General features: G+C 37.8%; 18 protein-coding genes and 1 pseudogene. 12 read left to right on the plus strand and 7 right to left on the minus strand.

Going from position 1 to position 14,702, the window contains the following annotated elements; translation table 11 throughout:
• Positions 1 to 95: 95 nt before the first annotated feature.
• The 4 genes from MTBBW1_RS24395 to MTBBW1_RS24410 all read right to left on the minus strand — a co-directional run bounded on the left by MTBBW1_RS24395 (position 96) and on the right by MTBBW1_RS24410 (position 2,107).
• The gene (locus tag MTBBW1_RS24395) at positions 96 to 677 is read right to left on the minus strand and encodes a class I SAM-dependent methyltransferase (RefSeq protein WP_080808715.1); all 582 of its coding nucleotides are present in this window, start codon (positions 675 to 677) and stop codon (positions 96 to 98) included.
• A 22-nt stretch (positions 678 to 699) separates the two neighbouring features.
• Complete coding sequence (locus MTBBW1_RS24400; RefSeq protein ID WP_080808825.1) at positions 700 to 969, minus strand: GIY-YIG nuclease family protein; 270 nt, start codon at positions 967 to 969, stop codon at positions 700 to 702.
• Positions 970 to 988: 19 nt separating this feature from the next.
• Complete coding sequence (locus MTBBW1_RS24405; protein WP_080808718.1) at positions 989 to 1,270, minus strand: acylphosphatase; 282 nt, start codon at positions 1,268 to 1,270, stop codon at positions 989 to 991.
• A 330-nt stretch (positions 1,271 to 1,600) separates the two neighbouring features.
• A complete protein-coding gene (locus tag MTBBW1_RS24410; RefSeq protein WP_080808721.1) occupies positions 1,601 to 2,107 on the minus strand; it encodes a DUF2284 domain-containing protein in 507 nt (168 codons plus the stop codon).
• A 661-nt stretch (positions 2,108 to 2,768) separates the two neighbouring features.
• On the opposite strand from MTBBW1_RS24410, the pseudogene MTBBW1_RS24415 reads away from it, so the two are divergent.
• The 4 genes and pseudogenes from MTBBW1_RS24415 to MTBBW1_RS24430 all read left to right on the plus strand — a co-directional run bounded on the left by MTBBW1_RS24415 (position 2,769) and on the right by MTBBW1_RS24430 (position 4,776).
• Positions 2,769 to 3,057, plus strand: a pseudogene (locus tag MTBBW1_RS24415) (HU family DNA-binding protein).
• Positions 3,058 to 3,063: 6 nt separating this feature from the next.
• On the plus strand, positions 3,064 to 3,330 hold the full coding sequence (locus MTBBW1_RS24420) for a hypothetical protein (RefSeq protein WP_080808724.1): 267 nt from the start codon (positions 3,064 to 3,066) through the stop codon (positions 3,328 to 3,330).
• Between the two features lie 115 nt (positions 3,331 to 3,445).
• The gene (locus MTBBW1_RS24425) at positions 3,446 to 4,372 is read left to right on the plus strand and encodes a DUF1186 domain-containing protein (RefSeq protein ID WP_080808727.1); all 927 of its coding nucleotides are present in this window, start codon (positions 3,446 to 3,448) and stop codon (positions 4,370 to 4,372) included.
• A 197-nt stretch (positions 4,373 to 4,569) separates the two neighbouring features.
• Positions 4,570 to 4,776 (plus strand): hypothetical protein, encoded by a 207-nt coding sequence (locus MTBBW1_RS24430; protein WP_080808730.1) that lies wholly within the window; start codon positions 4,570 to 4,572, stop codon positions 4,774 to 4,776.
• A gap of 65 nt (positions 4,777 to 4,841) precedes the next feature.
• Here the strand turns inward: MTBBW1_RS24430 and MTBBW1_RS24435 are convergent, their stop codons facing one another.
• The gene (locus tag MTBBW1_RS24435) at positions 4,842 to 7,355 is read right to left on the minus strand and encodes a PAS domain-containing protein (RefSeq protein ID WP_080808733.1); all 2,514 of its coding nucleotides are present in this window, start codon (positions 7,353 to 7,355) and stop codon (positions 4,842 to 4,844) included.
• A gap of 375 nt (positions 7,356 to 7,730) precedes the next feature.
• On the opposite strand from MTBBW1_RS24435, the gene MTBBW1_RS29815 reads away from it, so the two are divergent.
• The 8 genes from MTBBW1_RS29815 (at position 7,731) to larB (ending at position 13,576) form a co-directional block, all read left to right on the plus strand.
• The gene (locus MTBBW1_RS29815; protein WP_245809549.1) at positions 7,731 to 8,006 is read left to right on the plus strand and encodes an NUDIX hydrolase; all 276 of its coding nucleotides are present in this window, start codon (positions 7,731 to 7,733) and stop codon (positions 8,004 to 8,006) included.
• A 9-nt stretch (positions 8,007 to 8,015) separates the two neighbouring features.
• A complete protein-coding gene (locus tag MTBBW1_RS29820; RefSeq protein ID WP_245809550.1) occupies positions 8,016 to 8,159 on the plus strand; it encodes an NUDIX hydrolase in 144 nt (47 codons plus the stop codon).
• A gap of 23 nt (positions 8,160 to 8,182) precedes the next feature.
• Entirely contained in the window at positions 8,183 to 8,416 is a 234-nt protein-coding gene (locus tag MTBBW1_RS27550) for an SDR family NAD(P)-dependent oxidoreductase (RefSeq protein WP_087881847.1), read from the plus strand.
• A 152-nt stretch (positions 8,417 to 8,568) separates the two neighbouring features.
• Positions 8,569 to 8,802 (plus strand): hypothetical protein, encoded by a 234-nt coding sequence (locus MTBBW1_RS24450; protein WP_080808736.1) that lies wholly within the window; start codon positions 8,569 to 8,571, stop codon positions 8,800 to 8,802.
• 1 nt (position 8,803) lies between these two features.
• On the plus strand, positions 8,804 to 9,154 hold the full coding sequence (locus MTBBW1_RS24455) for a type II toxin-antitoxin system RelE/ParE family toxin (protein WP_080808740.1): 351 nt from the start codon (positions 8,804 to 8,806) through the stop codon (positions 9,152 to 9,154).
• Between the two features lie 681 nt (positions 9,155 to 9,835).
• Positions 9,836 to 11,008 carry a methionine adenosyltransferase gene (gene metK, locus MTBBW1_RS24460; protein WP_080808743.1) on the plus strand — a complete coding sequence of 391 codons (1,173 nt, stop codon included), beginning with the start codon at positions 9,836 to 9,838 and terminating at the stop codon, positions 11,006 to 11,008.
• A 157-nt stretch (positions 11,009 to 11,165) separates the two neighbouring features.
• Complete coding sequence (ahcY, locus tag MTBBW1_RS24465; RefSeq protein ID WP_080808746.1) at positions 11,166 to 12,611, plus strand: adenosylhomocysteinase; 1,446 nt, start codon at positions 11,166 to 11,168, stop codon at positions 12,609 to 12,611.
• 110 nt (positions 12,612 to 12,721) lie between these two features.
• Positions 12,722 to 13,576, plus strand: coding sequence for a nickel pincer cofactor biosynthesis protein LarB (gene larB / locus MTBBW1_RS24470; protein WP_087881848.1), 855 nt, complete (start codon positions 12,722 to 12,724; stop codon positions 13,574 to 13,576).
• A gap of 79 nt (positions 13,577 to 13,655) precedes the next feature.
• Here the strand turns inward: larB and MTBBW1_RS24475 are convergent, their stop codons facing one another.
• Both MTBBW1_RS24475 and MTBBW1_RS24480 read right to left on the minus strand, forming a co-directional pair.
• Positions 13,656 to 14,090 (minus strand): PIN domain-containing protein, encoded by a 435-nt coding sequence (locus MTBBW1_RS24475; protein ID WP_080808747.1) that lies wholly within the window; start codon positions 14,088 to 14,090, stop codon positions 13,656 to 13,658.
• Positions 14,080 to 14,376 carry a hypothetical protein gene (locus tag MTBBW1_RS24480; protein WP_080808749.1) on the minus strand — a complete coding sequence of 99 codons (297 nt, stop codon included), beginning with the start codon at positions 14,374 to 14,376 and terminating at the stop codon, positions 14,080 to 14,082. The genes MTBBW1_RS24475 and MTBBW1_RS24480 overlap by 11 nt, the downstream gene beginning before the upstream one ends.
• Between the last annotated feature and the right edge of the window lie 326 nt (positions 14,377 to 14,702).

Raw genomic sequence — 14,702 nt, forward strand, 5'->3', positions numbered from 1 at the left:
GTAAATTCTTATATTTCCCAAATGGCATCTTCATTTGAGAAAGTTCTATCAATAATTCCGGGTCAGCTTGAATATCTTGAGGCATGGAATGTTTTCTATTCAGGTTGAAATGTCATTAAGTAGTTGTATTCACCGATATCAATGGATTTGATTTTCTTGAAACCATTCTTTGTTACCAGTGTTTCGGTCTCTTCTTCAGATAATCTGATATTGATGGGTGGTCCCGGTGGGCCATCAATTTTCTTAAATTCTATAACGGCAAGATGTCCATTGGGTCGGAGTAGAGTCTTCACTGTTTTCAGTACATGAGCTGCTTTATCTATTTCATGAAAATCATGAAGGACTGTTGCCATCAAACAGATATCAATGCTGTACTCATCAATTTCAATATCTTGTGTGGCATCAGCGATGAGAGGGACGATGTTGGTGATGCTCTTTTGATCAATTTTCTCACCCAGAAGCTGAATCCCTTCTTTCCATAGATCAACAGCGTACACCAGTCCTTTTTCTCCAACCACATCGGACAGATATAGAGAATATGTTCCTTTTCCACAGGCTAAATCAAGGACAACTGCTCCTTCTTTAATTGGGATATTTTTCAAAAGTATATTGGAATCAATCAATTCAAAGCTGCTCTTACCGGCACCTTTGGGATTTTTTGGATTTGTGTTATCCATGCTGGTATTTCCTTTATTGTTATCAAAATTGATTTGGATTTATTCGACTGTCTATCAATGCTGATATTTTTCTTGTTTTTGGTAATTTTTTAATGACCCGTTCAAGTTTCAGAGCATCACTTCTTGTCATTTTTTCACTTGTCTCAATAATTTCAACTGGCAAACGACCTCTTGTGTATCTCGCACCTTTACCGGCATTGTGTGTCTTCAATCTTGCGTCAATATTGTTTGTAATTCCACAATAAAGCGTCTGATCACTGCATCTTAATAAATAAACCTGCCAGTCATTCATATTTATCTTCAGCGGGGAATCAATAGGTGATTTTGAAATCTTGAAATTCACCTTGATATTCCTGATCTTCTATGATTACTTCATCAACTCTGGAAAAGGATGGGCCTTGATGACACCACTGGATAACGGCATTGACTGCATCTTCATCTCCCTCAAGCAAGGCTTCGACATCACCGTTACTGAGATTTCTGACCCATCCAAACACACCTTCACTCTTGGCAGTTCTTTGGGTCTCCATCCTGAAGCATACCCCTTGTACCATTCCATTGATTATGAGATGAACTCTCTTTTTCTTATCCATTTTTCATCTCCATCTTTATTCAGTAAGTTATCTTCCACATTCAAAATGTAATTCAAGTATATTAATGATATCATGAACAATTTTTCAAGAATGTTTTGTCAAGACTAGGATATCTAATCTTGAGTCGAACCTTCCTTTCTATCCAACACTGTCCGAATAGTTTTTGAAATCTCTTTTGTCACAATCGGCTTCATCGCATAAGCATCAATACCCATCGATATTGCTTTTTCTTAATCAATAAGAGCACTATGGCCAGTACATTTAACGTTCCGGCTCACCGGGTCCGCGCTGTTTGCGGGGTCCGAGTGGAGCCGGTTGTTAACGAAATTTTTATTCAATTAAAAGTAGAGCATAGCAATTTTCACTCTGCTCTTTGTTTGTAAGAACATGAATCGGCAAATCATTATTATGGGCTGTAGCGTAAACATCGATTCCACAAGCTTCCATGGACGGTCTTGCTAGTTTTGGAATTTTACAATCAGTTAAACTGCATTCTTTACACAACCTGCAAGGACCAGCCCCAAAGCTTATTGCCTTATAATAATTCAAAAGAAAGACTTCTCGCTCAATTGATGCTATTGCTTTTGTGACCCTTACGTCGCCACCGAAATGAACCAGTAGGCCAAGGCTAAAATCATCTAGGATTTTCTTGGTATCATCAGGAGATGGTGCGTGTGGAGGACAACAGAGGTTTTTTCCATAAGCCCCACAACCGTATTGACATTTAAATCTTGGCCAGTATCTAACTACTACACTTTTTGGATCAATGAATTTATAATCGATCGCTTTATGCTCTTTACATAAAGCAGATATTTTATCTTTATCGGATTGTTTCATAGATTGTTTTTAATCGTTAACAGTGTTAATAGATGTAAATTTTCCATGCGATCTTCATATTCAATCAAAAATATGGAATATTGTTGTCTTTTTTGTAATATTATTAATTCTGCTCCGAAACTCTTTCTCCTATCTACATTCTGAGGCAAACTATAAAACTTAAGACTACTTGCCCTAGTCTTGATTCCTTGATTATTCAAGATTTCATTTTATAGTATTGAGTACAACACAACCATCTTTATCTTTATGGTAAAAAGTGTCAGCCCAATTGGCAGTCCAGCAAGACTCTCAAATCAGCGGGAAAATTGTTTTCAAAAGCTTCAAAAAAAACATTAACTGATGGAATCATAAAATACAACTTTTTTTAAAAAATATCAGAAAGCTTCTGTAAAAAAGTTCCACTCATTTCATCGTCCATTTACTATCAAACTTTTCTAATATGGGCGTCGTGGAGTATAAAATTGAAAAACTATTTGGACGCTGTGTACGGTAGGTAGGTTAAACTTTTTGTCTGGACGCTGCATACTATAAAAATTCAGCAACTTGTGTGCGGAAAGTTCTATACCCAAAAAAAATGATAAGACTCTACACTTGAAAAAACATAAGTAAAAAGATACAGATACTCTCCATAAAATGATAACCTATATGGAGACTACCGATATTGAATAAACTTGAACTGATACAGGCACTTAAACAGAAGTCCAAGATTACCAAACATGAGGCTGCTGTAGTTGTTGAGACGTTCTTTTCTGAGATGGCCAAGGCACTAACGGAAGGAGACCGTGTGGAGATACGTGGGCTTTGTTCCTTATTATATTAAGGAGTATGAGCCATACATTGGCAGGAACCCTAAAAGCGGTGAAAAGGTACAAATACCTGCAAAGAGATTACCATTTTTTAAGTGTGGTAAAGAATTGAAGGAACGTGCGGATTATAGGAAAGGAAAATGAGGAATAATGGCACAATACAAAGTCCTTTTCGAATCTAAAGAAGAAATCTATGGGGTAGTTCCCAGGGCATATGATTTGGTTCATTACTCCACCAAATTAGAGATAAAGAATGGCGGTAAGTATCCTGTATCTCTTGAAATGTCATTTGTTCCACCTCATCCTTACGCTTTTAATATGCCAGAAAAGCATTCAATCAAGGCTCAGAGTATAACTGATGCGTATAGCAAAGTGTTAAAGTTTTTCGACAAATTTGGGGTGGTGCTTGAACGATGATTACCCCCAGTAGAGTGTCTTATCCATATAGCCTACAATAAATGTAAAGCAGTGGGTGACACTTCAAAGAGCAAACAAATTCTGTTTCTGAGAACCCAAATCAAGGACAACACCTATGGAAATTCAAGATATGAACCATGAAGAAAAAGAGCTGAAAATAAAAGAGATACTGGAAGCCTTCAAGATGTTTGATGGCAAGTATAAAAGAGAAGAGATAGATGCTGCTATTGAATTAAAAGAGGACATTACACCACACTTGATAAAGATCCTGGAAAATGTTCTTGCCGACCCAAATCAATATATCGAAAATGATGATTTATTTGACCAAATGTATGCTGTCATGTTGCTTGGGTATCTCAAAGAACCAAAAGCCCATAAAGTAATAGTGGAACTTTTCAGTTTGCCCACTGACCTTCCGCACCAGTTATTTGGAGATACAACGACCGAAGATTTTCCAAGAATTTTAGTGAATACGTGTGGCGGTTCAATTGACCAAATAAAAGCTCTTATTTTAAACCGAGATGCCGATGATTTCTGTAGAAGTTCTGCAAGTCGTGCTCTAAACGACGCTGTTGTAATTGGTTATACCTCCAGGGAGGAAACTCTTGATTTTTATAAAAATCTATTCACCGAAGATGACGCCGAAGATTCTTCTGCTTTTTTGGGGATGTTAGCCAATAGTGTCTGTAATCTATATCCTATTGAAATTATGGATATAATCAAACAAGCATATGAGAATGAATTGATTGACACTATGTCAATTAATTTAAGTGATTTTGAAGATGAATTAAAGCTCGGTAAAGAAAAATGTCTTGAAAAATTAACAAAGGATTTCGAGGCGAGAAGTTTAAATGACCTTCACAAAAGTATGTCCTGGTGGGCCTGCTTCAAAGAAAAACCAAAAGCTCCATCAACAACTGTTTCTCCAAGTGCTTCATTGTCTGCCCCAGCACCTAAGAAATCACAGCAGAACAAAAAACCTCAATCAAAGAAGAAAAAGAAACAGGCCAAGGCTTCCAAGAAGAAGAATAGGCGTAAGTAAATTGGGAAGTGGAGTAGTTATGGTGCTATGGGGATGATATCACGTTATTATAATTATTTTACTATTATGACTTAATAGCAGCTAATTCATGCCCCATAAAGCACCTATCATTCACAGTGGCATTGATTTTATGTGACCACGCAAAATTGGCCAAAGAATAGCCTTTAAATAAAAATATGTTAATCAAGGAGAAATAGATGGCAACTGAACTATATCCTTCATCTTATAGGTGTGACTGTGGAGAGGAACTTTATTTCTTTGAGAGCACCGTCGAAGAAATGAAAAAAATGAGTAAGAATAAACGAGTTCATTTAGGGGAAGGCAAGCATACTGTGGTTTTTTACAAGGAAGAGGCCATAGAAATCATCTGCCCAAAACTCAAAAAGTGTAAAATAATTGATTAGAAGACTTATCCACCCTGAGATTCTGAAAGCACCCTTGGGGCTATTTCTTTTCTTTTAAATTTCTTTTAATCAAGCACCTCTCTAATTTTTTTAGATAAAGCAGTCATCACCACAGGTTTTAACAGAAAACCCTTTATTCCCATAAGTTTTGCTTTCTCATCTGACATTTTTTCACTAAAACCTGTGCATAGTATAATTGGAATATCTGGTCGAATTTTAAGTAACTCCCGGGCAAGTTTATCTCCAGGTAATTTGGGCATCGCCATATCTGATATTATTAAATCAAATCTATCCGGGTCTGATTTAAAAAGTTCCAAAGCTTCAATACTACTTGTTCGAGATGTGACGTGATATCCAATTCGATTTAACATTTTTGTTTCTATATCGATTATAAATTCCTCATCATCCACAAGCAGAATTTTTTCAGTTCCAATTATAAATTTTGAGCCGTCTATTTGTGGTATATTTTCTTTTATATACTCTTCTGCAACAGGAAAATATAACTTGAATTCAGTTCCTTGTCCTGGTTCACTATAAACATAAATGCCACCTCCGATATTTTTCATTATTCCATGTACAACAGAAAGTCCCATTCCTGTCCCTTTTCCTTCTTTTTTTGTTGTGAAAAAAGGGTCAAATATTTTGTGCTTAATTTCCTTCGGGATTCCTGTACCTGTATCTCCTACAGAGAGACAAGCGTATTTGCCTGGTTTCATGTCAGGGTCAAATATATCTGAATCAGACAGATCAATATCTTGCAAAGCAACAGACAACTCTCCGCCTCTATCTTCCATTGCATGGTATGCGTTTGTGGTGAGATTCATAATAATTTGGTGTATCTGGGTCGGATCTGCATATATTGGTGGGCACTTTGAATTAATATTATGCCGAATTTCAATTGTTGCTGGTATTGAGTGTCGAATTAACTTCAAAACTTCTTTTGCAATATATTGCATCCGGATAAGCTGTAATTCGCTGTTTGTCTGACGTGAAAATGTTAATATTTGTTGAACCAACTCTTTTGCTCTCATTGATGCTGAGTATATTTGTTTAAGGCTCTCTTTAAAATCACTATCATCATCCACATCATTCAGCATCATTTCTGTATATCCCATTATAGGAAACAGGATATTATTGAAATCATGGGCAATGCCGCCGGATAAAGTTCCAATCGCTTCCATCTTTTGGCTTTGCTGAATCTGTTTTTCCAACTTTAAGTTCTCTTGTTCAGCTTTTTTACGTTCTGTTATATCCTCATGATTACCAATCATGTAAACAGCATTGCCATCTTTATCTCTTTCAGCAACCCTGGCTTTTGCATGTATCCATCGGTATGTGCCTTGCTCTGTTTTTAAACGAAATTCATTTTCGTATAAATCCGGTTTGGTTTTCAAATATTTTGTTGCAGTTGCAACCGCTGATTCCCGATCTTCAGGATGTATAAGGTTCAGCCAGTTTTCATAATCTGCTGGAAAAGCATTGGGAGAGTAGCCCAGCATTGTATAATACCTTGGGCTGAAAAAGAGTTCATTGGTCTTGAAATTCCAGCTCCAAATAGCATCTGTTGTAGCATCAAGAGTAAGTTTAAGTTCGTTCTTTCGTTGCCTTAAAGCTTCTTCGGTATTTTTTTGGGAAGTTATATCTATACCATTGGAAATGATACCTGTTATCTTTCCATCTTCATCAATATCTGGAAAATAGGTCATTGCCATCCATTTTTTATCATCATGGGGAAATGTTATTATTCTTTCATAATAAACCTTATTTCCAGCAAGGCATTTATCAATCTCAGGCTTTATGACATCATAGAACATCTCTTTCCCAAAAAAGTATTCTGGTGTACGGCCAATAATTTTGTTTTCCGGTATTTTATAATAGTCACAATATGTTCTGTTTACGGTTTCGTACTCATATTTATCAGATAAGAGTGCTATGGGATGGGGAATGCTTTGTATGGCATAGTTTAACTTATGAATTTTCTTATCTTTTTCCATTTTGCTGAATGCAAAACCCAAGTTATTGGAAAGATCACCAAAAAGCTTAAGTTCTTCTTTATCATGGGCATAGTATGAAGGTACTGATACAGAAATTATTCCATAAACAGAATTATCATAGGAAATTTTTCTACTGAAACCTGAACGTCCACCATAGTATTGAGCCAAAGGACAATCTTTGCACTCCAGAAGAGGTTCTTCTATCACTACAGTTTCACCTGACAAGAGGGATTTAGTCATACATTCAGTGAATATATTGGCAGCCAGTTTTTCTTCCATCAGCTTAAATTCACTGTTAAAACCGGAATAAGCTGTTTTGTAAACTGAGTTGTCTGAGCTATTAATTAAGGCAATCCAGGAATTATGGTAACCCCTGTCATGTTTTAAAGTGCTGCACACCAATTCTATAAGCCTGTCAGGATTATTTTCTCTCAATATAATTTGATTTACATTGCGTATTGATAAGAGTACCTGCTTGATATGTTGCTCACGTTTTTCAGAATTGATTCTTCTTTTTTCTGCTTCCTCTAACTGTGCTACTCTTCTTTGTAAGAGTTCAACATCATATTTTGAAGATTGTTCCATAAATTATGCCTGTGTTTTTGTATAACGTACATGGCTGATGATAGCCACAATCGAAAAGATGAAAGTCGTTTTAAAAACAGGCTGTTACCGAGACTTTCATATAAAAATCATTAGCCAAGAACTTCCAGCACTCTATCAGTTATTTTTTTGCAATATAGAAACCGTAGCTGTAATACAGTTTGATTAGTGATTGTTCTCCAAATCCTTTAAAAATTTCCATGAAACAGTAAATAGCTACCTTAAAGGATATCAAGTAAATGGTCAATATTGTTATTATATCTGCCACATTTTAATAGATAAGACTTTAAAATTATATGAAAAAAATATACTTATCGAGATTAAATATATTATAATCACCATTATATGAGGAACACAATGCAAAGCAGCAGATACCCAAAACAACCCACCCTTGCAGTTGGAGCAATTGTCTTCAAAGCTCAGAAAGTATTACTGGTTAAGAGAGGAAAAGCACCGGCAAAAGGTGTCTGGGCAATCCCTGGAGGAAGGGTTAAGTTGGGGGAAACCCTTAAACTGGCTGCCCAAAGAGAGGTACTTGAAGAAACCGGAATCACAATCAAGGCTGGTGAACCTGTTTACTCTTTTGAACTCATTGAGTATGATGAAAACGGTGCCGTTAAATTTCATTATTAGATTGTGGATATGGATGCAGAATATTTATGTGGAGAGATTACTCCAGGTGATGATGCCGATGATGCAGCATGGGTATCGGCTGATGATCTTAAAAATAAAAATGTGAATACCAAAACCTTGGAATTGTTATCTGTGCTGTATAATTTTCAATAAATAACAGGAAAGAATATAAACTAATGAATAAATTTGAAGGAAAAGTGGTTTTATTGACCGGTGCTTCAGAAGGAATTGGACGTGCCCTTTCCATGAAGTTTGCTGAACAGGGAGCAAAGCTTGTCCTTGCTGCAAGAAATAAAACGAGATTACAGGAACTTAAAACTGAAATAGAATCAATCGGTGGTAAAGCCCTTGTAGTTCCAACTGACATTACAGATATTGAATCCTGTAAAAATCTTATTCTTGATCATTGACGCTGTAATAAAACGTGACAGATTATTGATAACTTCTTTAAGAGGTAAAATCGGTCGCTGGATGAAGCTATTAATACCTGATATAGTTGACAAAATAACAGCAAAGGCAATTAAGGATGCAAAATAAAATTAAAGCGGGGTTGAGGTAAAACATGCAAAAAATAATTAAAAATATTAAAGGGTCAGACTTTCCCCCTGAATTACAGATAAAATTTAATATCAAACCCAAACAAATTCTTACGATTATTGTAAGAGATGAAGATGACAATGACTATGATATGGAAAATGTAGGGGATGCCTTGATTGAATCTTTTGAGTCAATAGCCTCCCATGCCGAAGGTAAAATTAAATTAACCAGGGCACGGGATATATTGAAGAGTTTATAAAATGTATGAAATATTAACTACACCTCTTTTTAATCGTAATATTAAATACCTTTCAAAGAAATATCCAAATGCAAAAAAGGATTTTAGTGATCTATTAGATAACCTTGAACAAGGAATCTTTGAAGGTGATTTATTACAAAATTTTTCTGGAAGAGTCTATAAAGTCCGTGTCGGATCTATTGATCAAAGAAAAGGCAAAAGAGGAGGCTTTAGAATTATCTACTATGTTGTTATCAAAGATAAAACAATATATTTAGCTGCAATGTACGCTAAAGCATACCAGAAAGATATTACCGAAGAACAACATCAAAAGATTCAAGCGTTTATTGATAGAACACAAAAAAATAAATAACTTTCTCTTCAAAGTGATATTTATGCTTATGCGTGAAGTACATCCGACATTGAGCAGACCAATTTTATGTTTTCCCATATATTGATTAACAATTAAAAACAATTACTTAGGCTATAAGTGTGGGTCTAAAGCACATTTAAAGATATTGTGATTTTGCTATCATGGTATACAATTTAGCGTATCTGAAAACAAGTTGAATGTACAAACACCACAATATATTGTAATTTTTAATTGTCAAAAACTATATATAGTCTGCTCAATGTCGGAAATTCCAGATAATCAACATAATTTTAAGCATAATATTTCTAAAATCAATCCTGAATGCCTCATTCGTTGACAAAACAGCAGGAATGCCATAAATTATGCCGATATTGGCATCCTTCATATCCCCACAAAAGTACTTTTCATTTTTTTGGGGGATGAACACCCTGAGAGACATAGTTTGGTTTTAGAAAGTGTTAAGTAATAATGAAGAATGCCCGATATTGAAGCACAAAATAATATTATCCGTCAGTCATAAGTTTTCTGCCATGCCACAATATATAACAGTATGCAAATATATATGCAGTATGCAACTTGACAACTTACAGCTCACGAAAAACACAATAACATTTTTTTACAATATGTAAAATGATCAGCAGTTTGATCAATTATACATCAGCTAATGTAAGGAGTACCTAAATGACAGAACCCAGAACCTCACTGTTTACATCTGAATCCGTAACTGAAGGTCACCCTGATAAGGTGGCCGATGCCATATCTGACAGCATCCTTGATGCAATCATGGCAGAAGACACAAAATGCAGGGTCGCCTGCGAAACCCTTGTTACAACCGGTCTTGCCATGATTGCTGGAGAGATTACCACAAGCTGCTATGTGGATATACCGGAAATTGTCAGAGAGACCATAAGAGATATTGGATACCACTCCTCTGACATGGGTTTTGACTGGCGAACATGCTCTGTGGTCACAAGTATAGACCATCAGTCTGCTGACATTGCCCAGGGTGTTGATGAGGGAAAAGGCCTGTTCAAGGAGCAGGGGGCAGGCGATCAGGGGCTTATGTTTGGATTTGCAACTGATGAGACCCCTGAGTTAATGCCTATGCCCATAAGCTATGCACACAAACTGACAAAAAGACTTGCACAGGTCAGAAAAAATGGTGCACTGGACTTTTTAAGACCTGACGGAAAATCCCAGGTCACCATCGAATATGTTGACGGTATTCCAAGCAGAGTTGACACAGTTGTTGTTTCCACCCAGCACAAACCGGATATCAGTCACGATGATCTTAAAGAAGCTATAATAAAAGAGGTCATCAAAAAGGTTATTCCTGCCGAGATGATGGATGGAGATACCCGCTTTTTCATTAATCCAACTGGCAAATTTGTCATTGGTGGTCCAATGGGTGACTGCGGCCTTACCGGCAGAAAAATCATAGTAGATACATATGGCGGTCAGGGCAGTCACGGCGGCGGATGCTTCTCCGGAAAGGATCCATCCAAAGTTGACAGAAGTGCATCATACATGGGCAGATACATTGCCAAAAACATGGTGGCTTCAGGCATTGCAAGAAAATGTGAGATTCAGGTGGCATATGCAATAGGTGTTGCAGAACCTGTTTCTCTTCTTGTGGATTTCATGGGAACAGGAAAAATTTCCGAAAAAAAAGCTGCCGAAATCGTAAGAGAGGTATTTGATCTTAAACCTGCCGGCATAATCAAAACCCTGAATCTTTTGCGTCCCATCTACCGTAAAACATCGGCCTACGGTCACTTTGGCAGAAAAGACCCTGATTTTACATGGGAACATACAGATAAAGCTGACGAGATAAGGGTCAAAGCAGGTCTGTAAGTAATTTAAAAAACATCACTGCAATTGGCATCCTTCATATCCACACAAAAGTACTTTACACTTTTTTTGGGGGTAACACCCTTAAAAATGTAGTTGGATTTCAGAAATTGTTAAGTGGTCATGAATCATGCCCTGCAATTCAAGGAAAATAGATATAATGTTTCAAACAGACAACACATCCCTTTTTAAAGAACTTGATCTTGACCTGCCATACAAGGTCAAGGAGATATCACTTGCAATGGACGGCCACAAGGATATGCAGCTCTCTGAAAAGGAGATGCCGGGGCTTATGGCTGTTCGTAAAAAATATGGCACGGAAAAACCTCTCAAAGGCTTCAAGATAATGGGAAGCCTTCACATGACAATACAGACAGCAATGCTCATAGACACCCTTTATGAACTTGGGGCAGACATCCGTTGGGCAACATGTAACATATTTTCAACCCAGGACCATGCTGCGGCTGCCATTGCAGAAAAAGGTACAGCCGCCGTATTTGCCTGGAAAGGCGAAACACTTCCGGAATTCTGGTGGTGCACGGAACAGGCTCTTACCTGGCCAGACGGCTCAGGCCCTGATCTTATTGTGGATGATGGCGGAGATGCCACACTCATGGTTCATATGGGTGTTAAAGTTGAAAAAGATCCGTCGATTCTTAATAACGATACTAAAAGTCCTGATGAAAAATATCTCATGGAGAGACTCAGGTTCTCCTATGAGAAAAATCCTACAAAATGGACAGATATTGCAGCCGGCATACGTGGAGTCTCTGAAGAGACAACAACCGGTGTGCATCGTCTCTATCACCTGGCATCAAAAAACGAACTGCTTTTTCCTGCAATCAATGTCAATGACTCTGTAACCAAATCCAAGTTTGACAATCTTTATGGATGCAGGGAATCCCTTGCAGACGGCATCAAGCGGGCAACCGATATAATGCTTGCAGGCAAGGTTGTTGTAGTTGCAGGATATGGAGATGTTGGCAAAGGGTGTGCTGCATCCATGAAAGGTTATGGAGCAAGGGTCATAATCACGGAAATTGATCCCATATGCGCTCTTCAGGCTGCCATGGAAGGTTATCAGGTACTTACCATGGAAAATGCCGCTTCCCAGGGTGACATTTTTGTCACAGCAACAGGCAACTACCAGGTTATCAGAGGTGAGCATATTGCCGAGATGAAGGATGAGGCCATTATCTGCAATATTGGCCACTTTGACAATGAAATAGAGATGCAATACTTAGAAGGCAACCCTTCCAATGTAAAAACAACCATAAAACCACAGGTGGATAAATGGACTCTTGAATCTGGCAAATCAGTAATTGTACTTGCTGAGGGACGACTTGTTAACCTTGGGTGCGCCACAGGTCATCCAAGTTTTGTTATGAGCAACAGTTTCACAAACCAGACACTTGCCCAGATAAAGCTTGCAAAGGAAGACCTTGACAAACAGGTATATACACTTCCAAAGGAGCTGGATGAAGAGGTTGCGCGTCTCCATCTTGAAACCCTTGGGGTGAAACTGACACGCCTGAGCCAGGAGCAGGCCGACTATATCGGAGTTCCTGTCAACGGGCCATTCAAGCCTGATCATTACAGATATTAACCCCATCTTAAAAAGACACCCCCATGTTCCCTGAAACTAGACTTTCACTTTAATAATAAAAGGAACATGGGGGGAGTTCCTATAATTATGAATCCCAGCAAATTAAAGAAATGCTCCTTAAAGTTGCAGATGGAACTATCTCCATCGAATCAGCAGAAAGCTCCCTGCGAAGTGCCATGACCTTTGAAGATCTGGATTATGCCCATGTTGACCACCACAGGGCAATCCGCAAGGGGTTTCCGGAGGTGATATTTGGTGAAGGTAAAAGTTCTGAGCAGATCATCGGCATAATGAAAGCCATGGCAGATGCAGGAACCAAGGTTATCCTTGTTACTCGCATTGATTCTGAAAAAGCAGATGCTGTTATCGCCTATTTTCCCCTTGCAGTTTTTCACAGGGATGCAAGAATGGTTATATTGACCAGACAACATGATGCTGCGGCTGTTCCTGAAACATCCATACCTGAAACATCCACTCCCGAAACATCCACTCCCGAAACATCCACTCCCGAAACATCCACTCCCGAAACATCCATTCCCGAAACATCCACATCCGGAACAGCAGGTAAAATTTTAATAATCTCTGCCGGCACGTCAGATATTCCTGTGGCAAAAGAGGCATTTCTGACGGCAAAAGCCATGGGTAATGATGTAAGCACTATATTTGATGTTGGAGTTGCAGGAATTCACCGCCTCTTTGCCCATAGAAAGGAGATAGAAGCTGCCTCTGTGATTGTTGTGGTTGCAGGCATGGAAGGAGCTCTTCCAAGCGTAGTTGCCGGCATGGTTAGTGCTCCTGTCATTGCAGTTCCCACAAGTGTAGGATATGGTACAAGCTTTGGCGGCATGACAGCTCTTTTAGGAATGCTCAACTCTTGCAGCTCAAACGTAGCTGTAGTCAATATTGATAATGGTTTTGGTGCAGGTTATATGGCGTCAGCCATTAATCATATTAAACGGGCATGATCGATATTTGACGAAATCATAACAAGTGAAGCAAAAAACTTTTTTCTTTAGTTTCCCAAATAACCGTTTTTGAATTATTTCAATGATTTTGACTTTCCCGGAGTTCCTGCAAGAACTCAATGATTTGGCAGATTTTAAAGTCAAACTCAGACCGGTATTTTAAATCCAGAATGTGTTTATCATAACTGATAAGATGGGTAGCGTTGCCGTTTTGAGCGCACAAAACAAAAACGACATCATCTGGATCTTCAGGGTAAGCTCGAAGGTGAAAAAATTCGATGTAAATTCTAAATCCCAGCTTTGAAATATTTTTTATAATTGCTTTCCGCTTTTCTTTAGAAAAGCCTTTGTGGCGAAGTTTTAAAGAATATTCAAGTAACGTATCCTCAGAATACAATAAATCAAATTCATCATTATAAAGCCAACGTTCAAAATATTCTCTATTGGGGCTTTTAGGATTTTTTGATTGAGTGGCGATGATGATATTGGTATCAGGGACAGTTTTAAATTTCATTATATTCTTGTTTTTTTAAGTGCTCGGATATTTCATCTTGTAGTGCAAAAAATTCCTTAATGGTTTCTTCTCTATCAAATTCTTCCTGTTTTTCCTTTTCCGCTTCAGCCATAGCCTCTCTAACAAGTTGTCTTTCATCTTCGGGATATTGTTTAGGAACATCATATGGCGGTGAATTTTGCACTTCAATCGTAATTTTTAAAAACTGTTGAGGCTTAACCCTGAAACGTTTCTGCAAATCCGGTGGAAGTTCAGTTGCTTGCATGTGTTCGGTAATGGTCTGCATAATGTTTTGCCTCTCTATTGTTTGCATAGATACTCAAAATCGACATCTTATTGCTTTTTCATAAGTTATTGCAGGTGTCTGAACCAGGATAACCAGGATGGATAGGATGCTCAGGATAGATAATCCTGCCTTATCTTGTTAATCTTGGGAATCCTGATTCAGACAGTGTTGACAAGGCTTACAAGATCATAGGTGTCGACCTTGAGTAGTTGATATGAAGGATGCCGAGAATTCAAAGTTTAAAAGCGTTTTCTACCCGACAATAAAGCCTTGAAAGAACACTTCATGGTAAAATAAAAAGCTTAAAATATCAAATTAATAACTTC

Origin of the sequence: Desulfamplus magnetovallimortis (assembly GCF_900170035.1) — a bacterium.
Taxonomy (GTDB): Bacteria; Desulfobacterota; Desulfobacteria; order Desulfobacterales; family Desulfobacteraceae; genus Desulfamplus; species Desulfamplus magnetovallimortis.

Bases quoted from the DNA above. Each gene is read 5' to 3' on its own strand.
- MTBBW1_RS27550 (WP_087881847.1), top strand. From the start codon at position 8,183: ATGAATAAATTTGAAGGAAAAGTGGTTTTATTGACCGGTGCTTCAGAA.
- MTBBW1_RS24450 (WP_080808736.1), top strand. From the start codon at position 8,569: ATGCAAAAAATAATTAAAAATATTAAAGGGTCAGACTTTCCCCCTGAA.
- MTBBW1_RS24425 (WP_080808727.1), top strand. From the start codon at position 3,446: ATGGAAATTCAAGATATGAACCATGAAGAAAAAGAGCTGAAAATAAAA.
- MTBBW1_RS24475 (WP_080808747.1), bottom strand. From the start codon at position 14,090: ATGAAATTTAAAACTGTCCCTGATACCAATATCATCATCGCCACTCAA.
- MTBBW1_RS24400 (WP_080808825.1), bottom strand. From the start codon at position 969: ATGAATGACTGGCAGGTTTATTTATTAAGATGCAGTGATCAGACGCTT.
- MTBBW1_RS24405 (WP_080808718.1), bottom strand. From the start codon at position 1,270: ATGGATAAGAAAAAGAGAGTTCATCTCATAATCAATGGAATGGTACAA.
- MTBBW1_RS29820 (WP_245809550.1), top strand. From the start codon at position 8,016: ATGGATGCAGAATATTTATGTGGAGAGATTACTCCAGGTGATGATGCC.
- MTBBW1_RS24395 (WP_080808715.1), bottom strand. From the start codon at position 677: ATGGATAACACAAATCCAAAAAATCCCAAAGGTGCCGGTAAGAGCAGC.
- larB (WP_087881848.1), top strand. From the start codon at position 12,722: ATGCTCCTTAAAGTTGCAGATGGAACTATCTCCATCGAATCAGCAGAA.
- ahcY (WP_080808746.1), top strand. From the start codon at position 11,166: ATGTTTCAAACAGACAACACATCCCTTTTTAAAGAACTTGATCTTGAC.
- metK (WP_080808743.1), top strand. From the start codon at position 9,836: ATGACAGAACCCAGAACCTCACTGTTTACATCTGAATCCGTAACTGAA.
- MTBBW1_RS24420 (WP_080808724.1), top strand. From the start codon at position 3,064: ATGGCACAATACAAAGTCCTTTTCGAATCTAAAGAAGAAATCTATGGG.
- MTBBW1_RS24455 (WP_080808740.1), top strand. From the start codon at position 8,804: ATGTATGAAATATTAACTACACCTCTTTTTAATCGTAATATTAAATAC.
- MTBBW1_RS24480 (WP_080808749.1), bottom strand. From the start codon at position 14,376: ATGCAGACCATTACCGAACACATGCAAGCAACTGAACTTCCACCGGAT.
- MTBBW1_RS24435 (WP_080808733.1), bottom strand. From the start codon at position 7,355: ATGGAACAATCTTCAAAATATGATGTTGAACTCTTACAAAGAAGAGTA.
- MTBBW1_RS24430 (WP_080808730.1), top strand. From the start codon at position 4,570: ATGGCAACTGAACTATATCCTTCATCTTATAGGTGTGACTGTGGAGAG.
- MTBBW1_RS24410 (WP_080808721.1), bottom strand. From the start codon at position 2,107: ATGAAACAATCCGATAAAGATAAAATATCTGCTTTATGTAAAGAGCAT.
- MTBBW1_RS29815 (WP_245809549.1), top strand. From the start codon at position 7,731: ATGCAAAGCAGCAGATACCCAAAACAACCCACCCTTGCAGTTGGAGCA.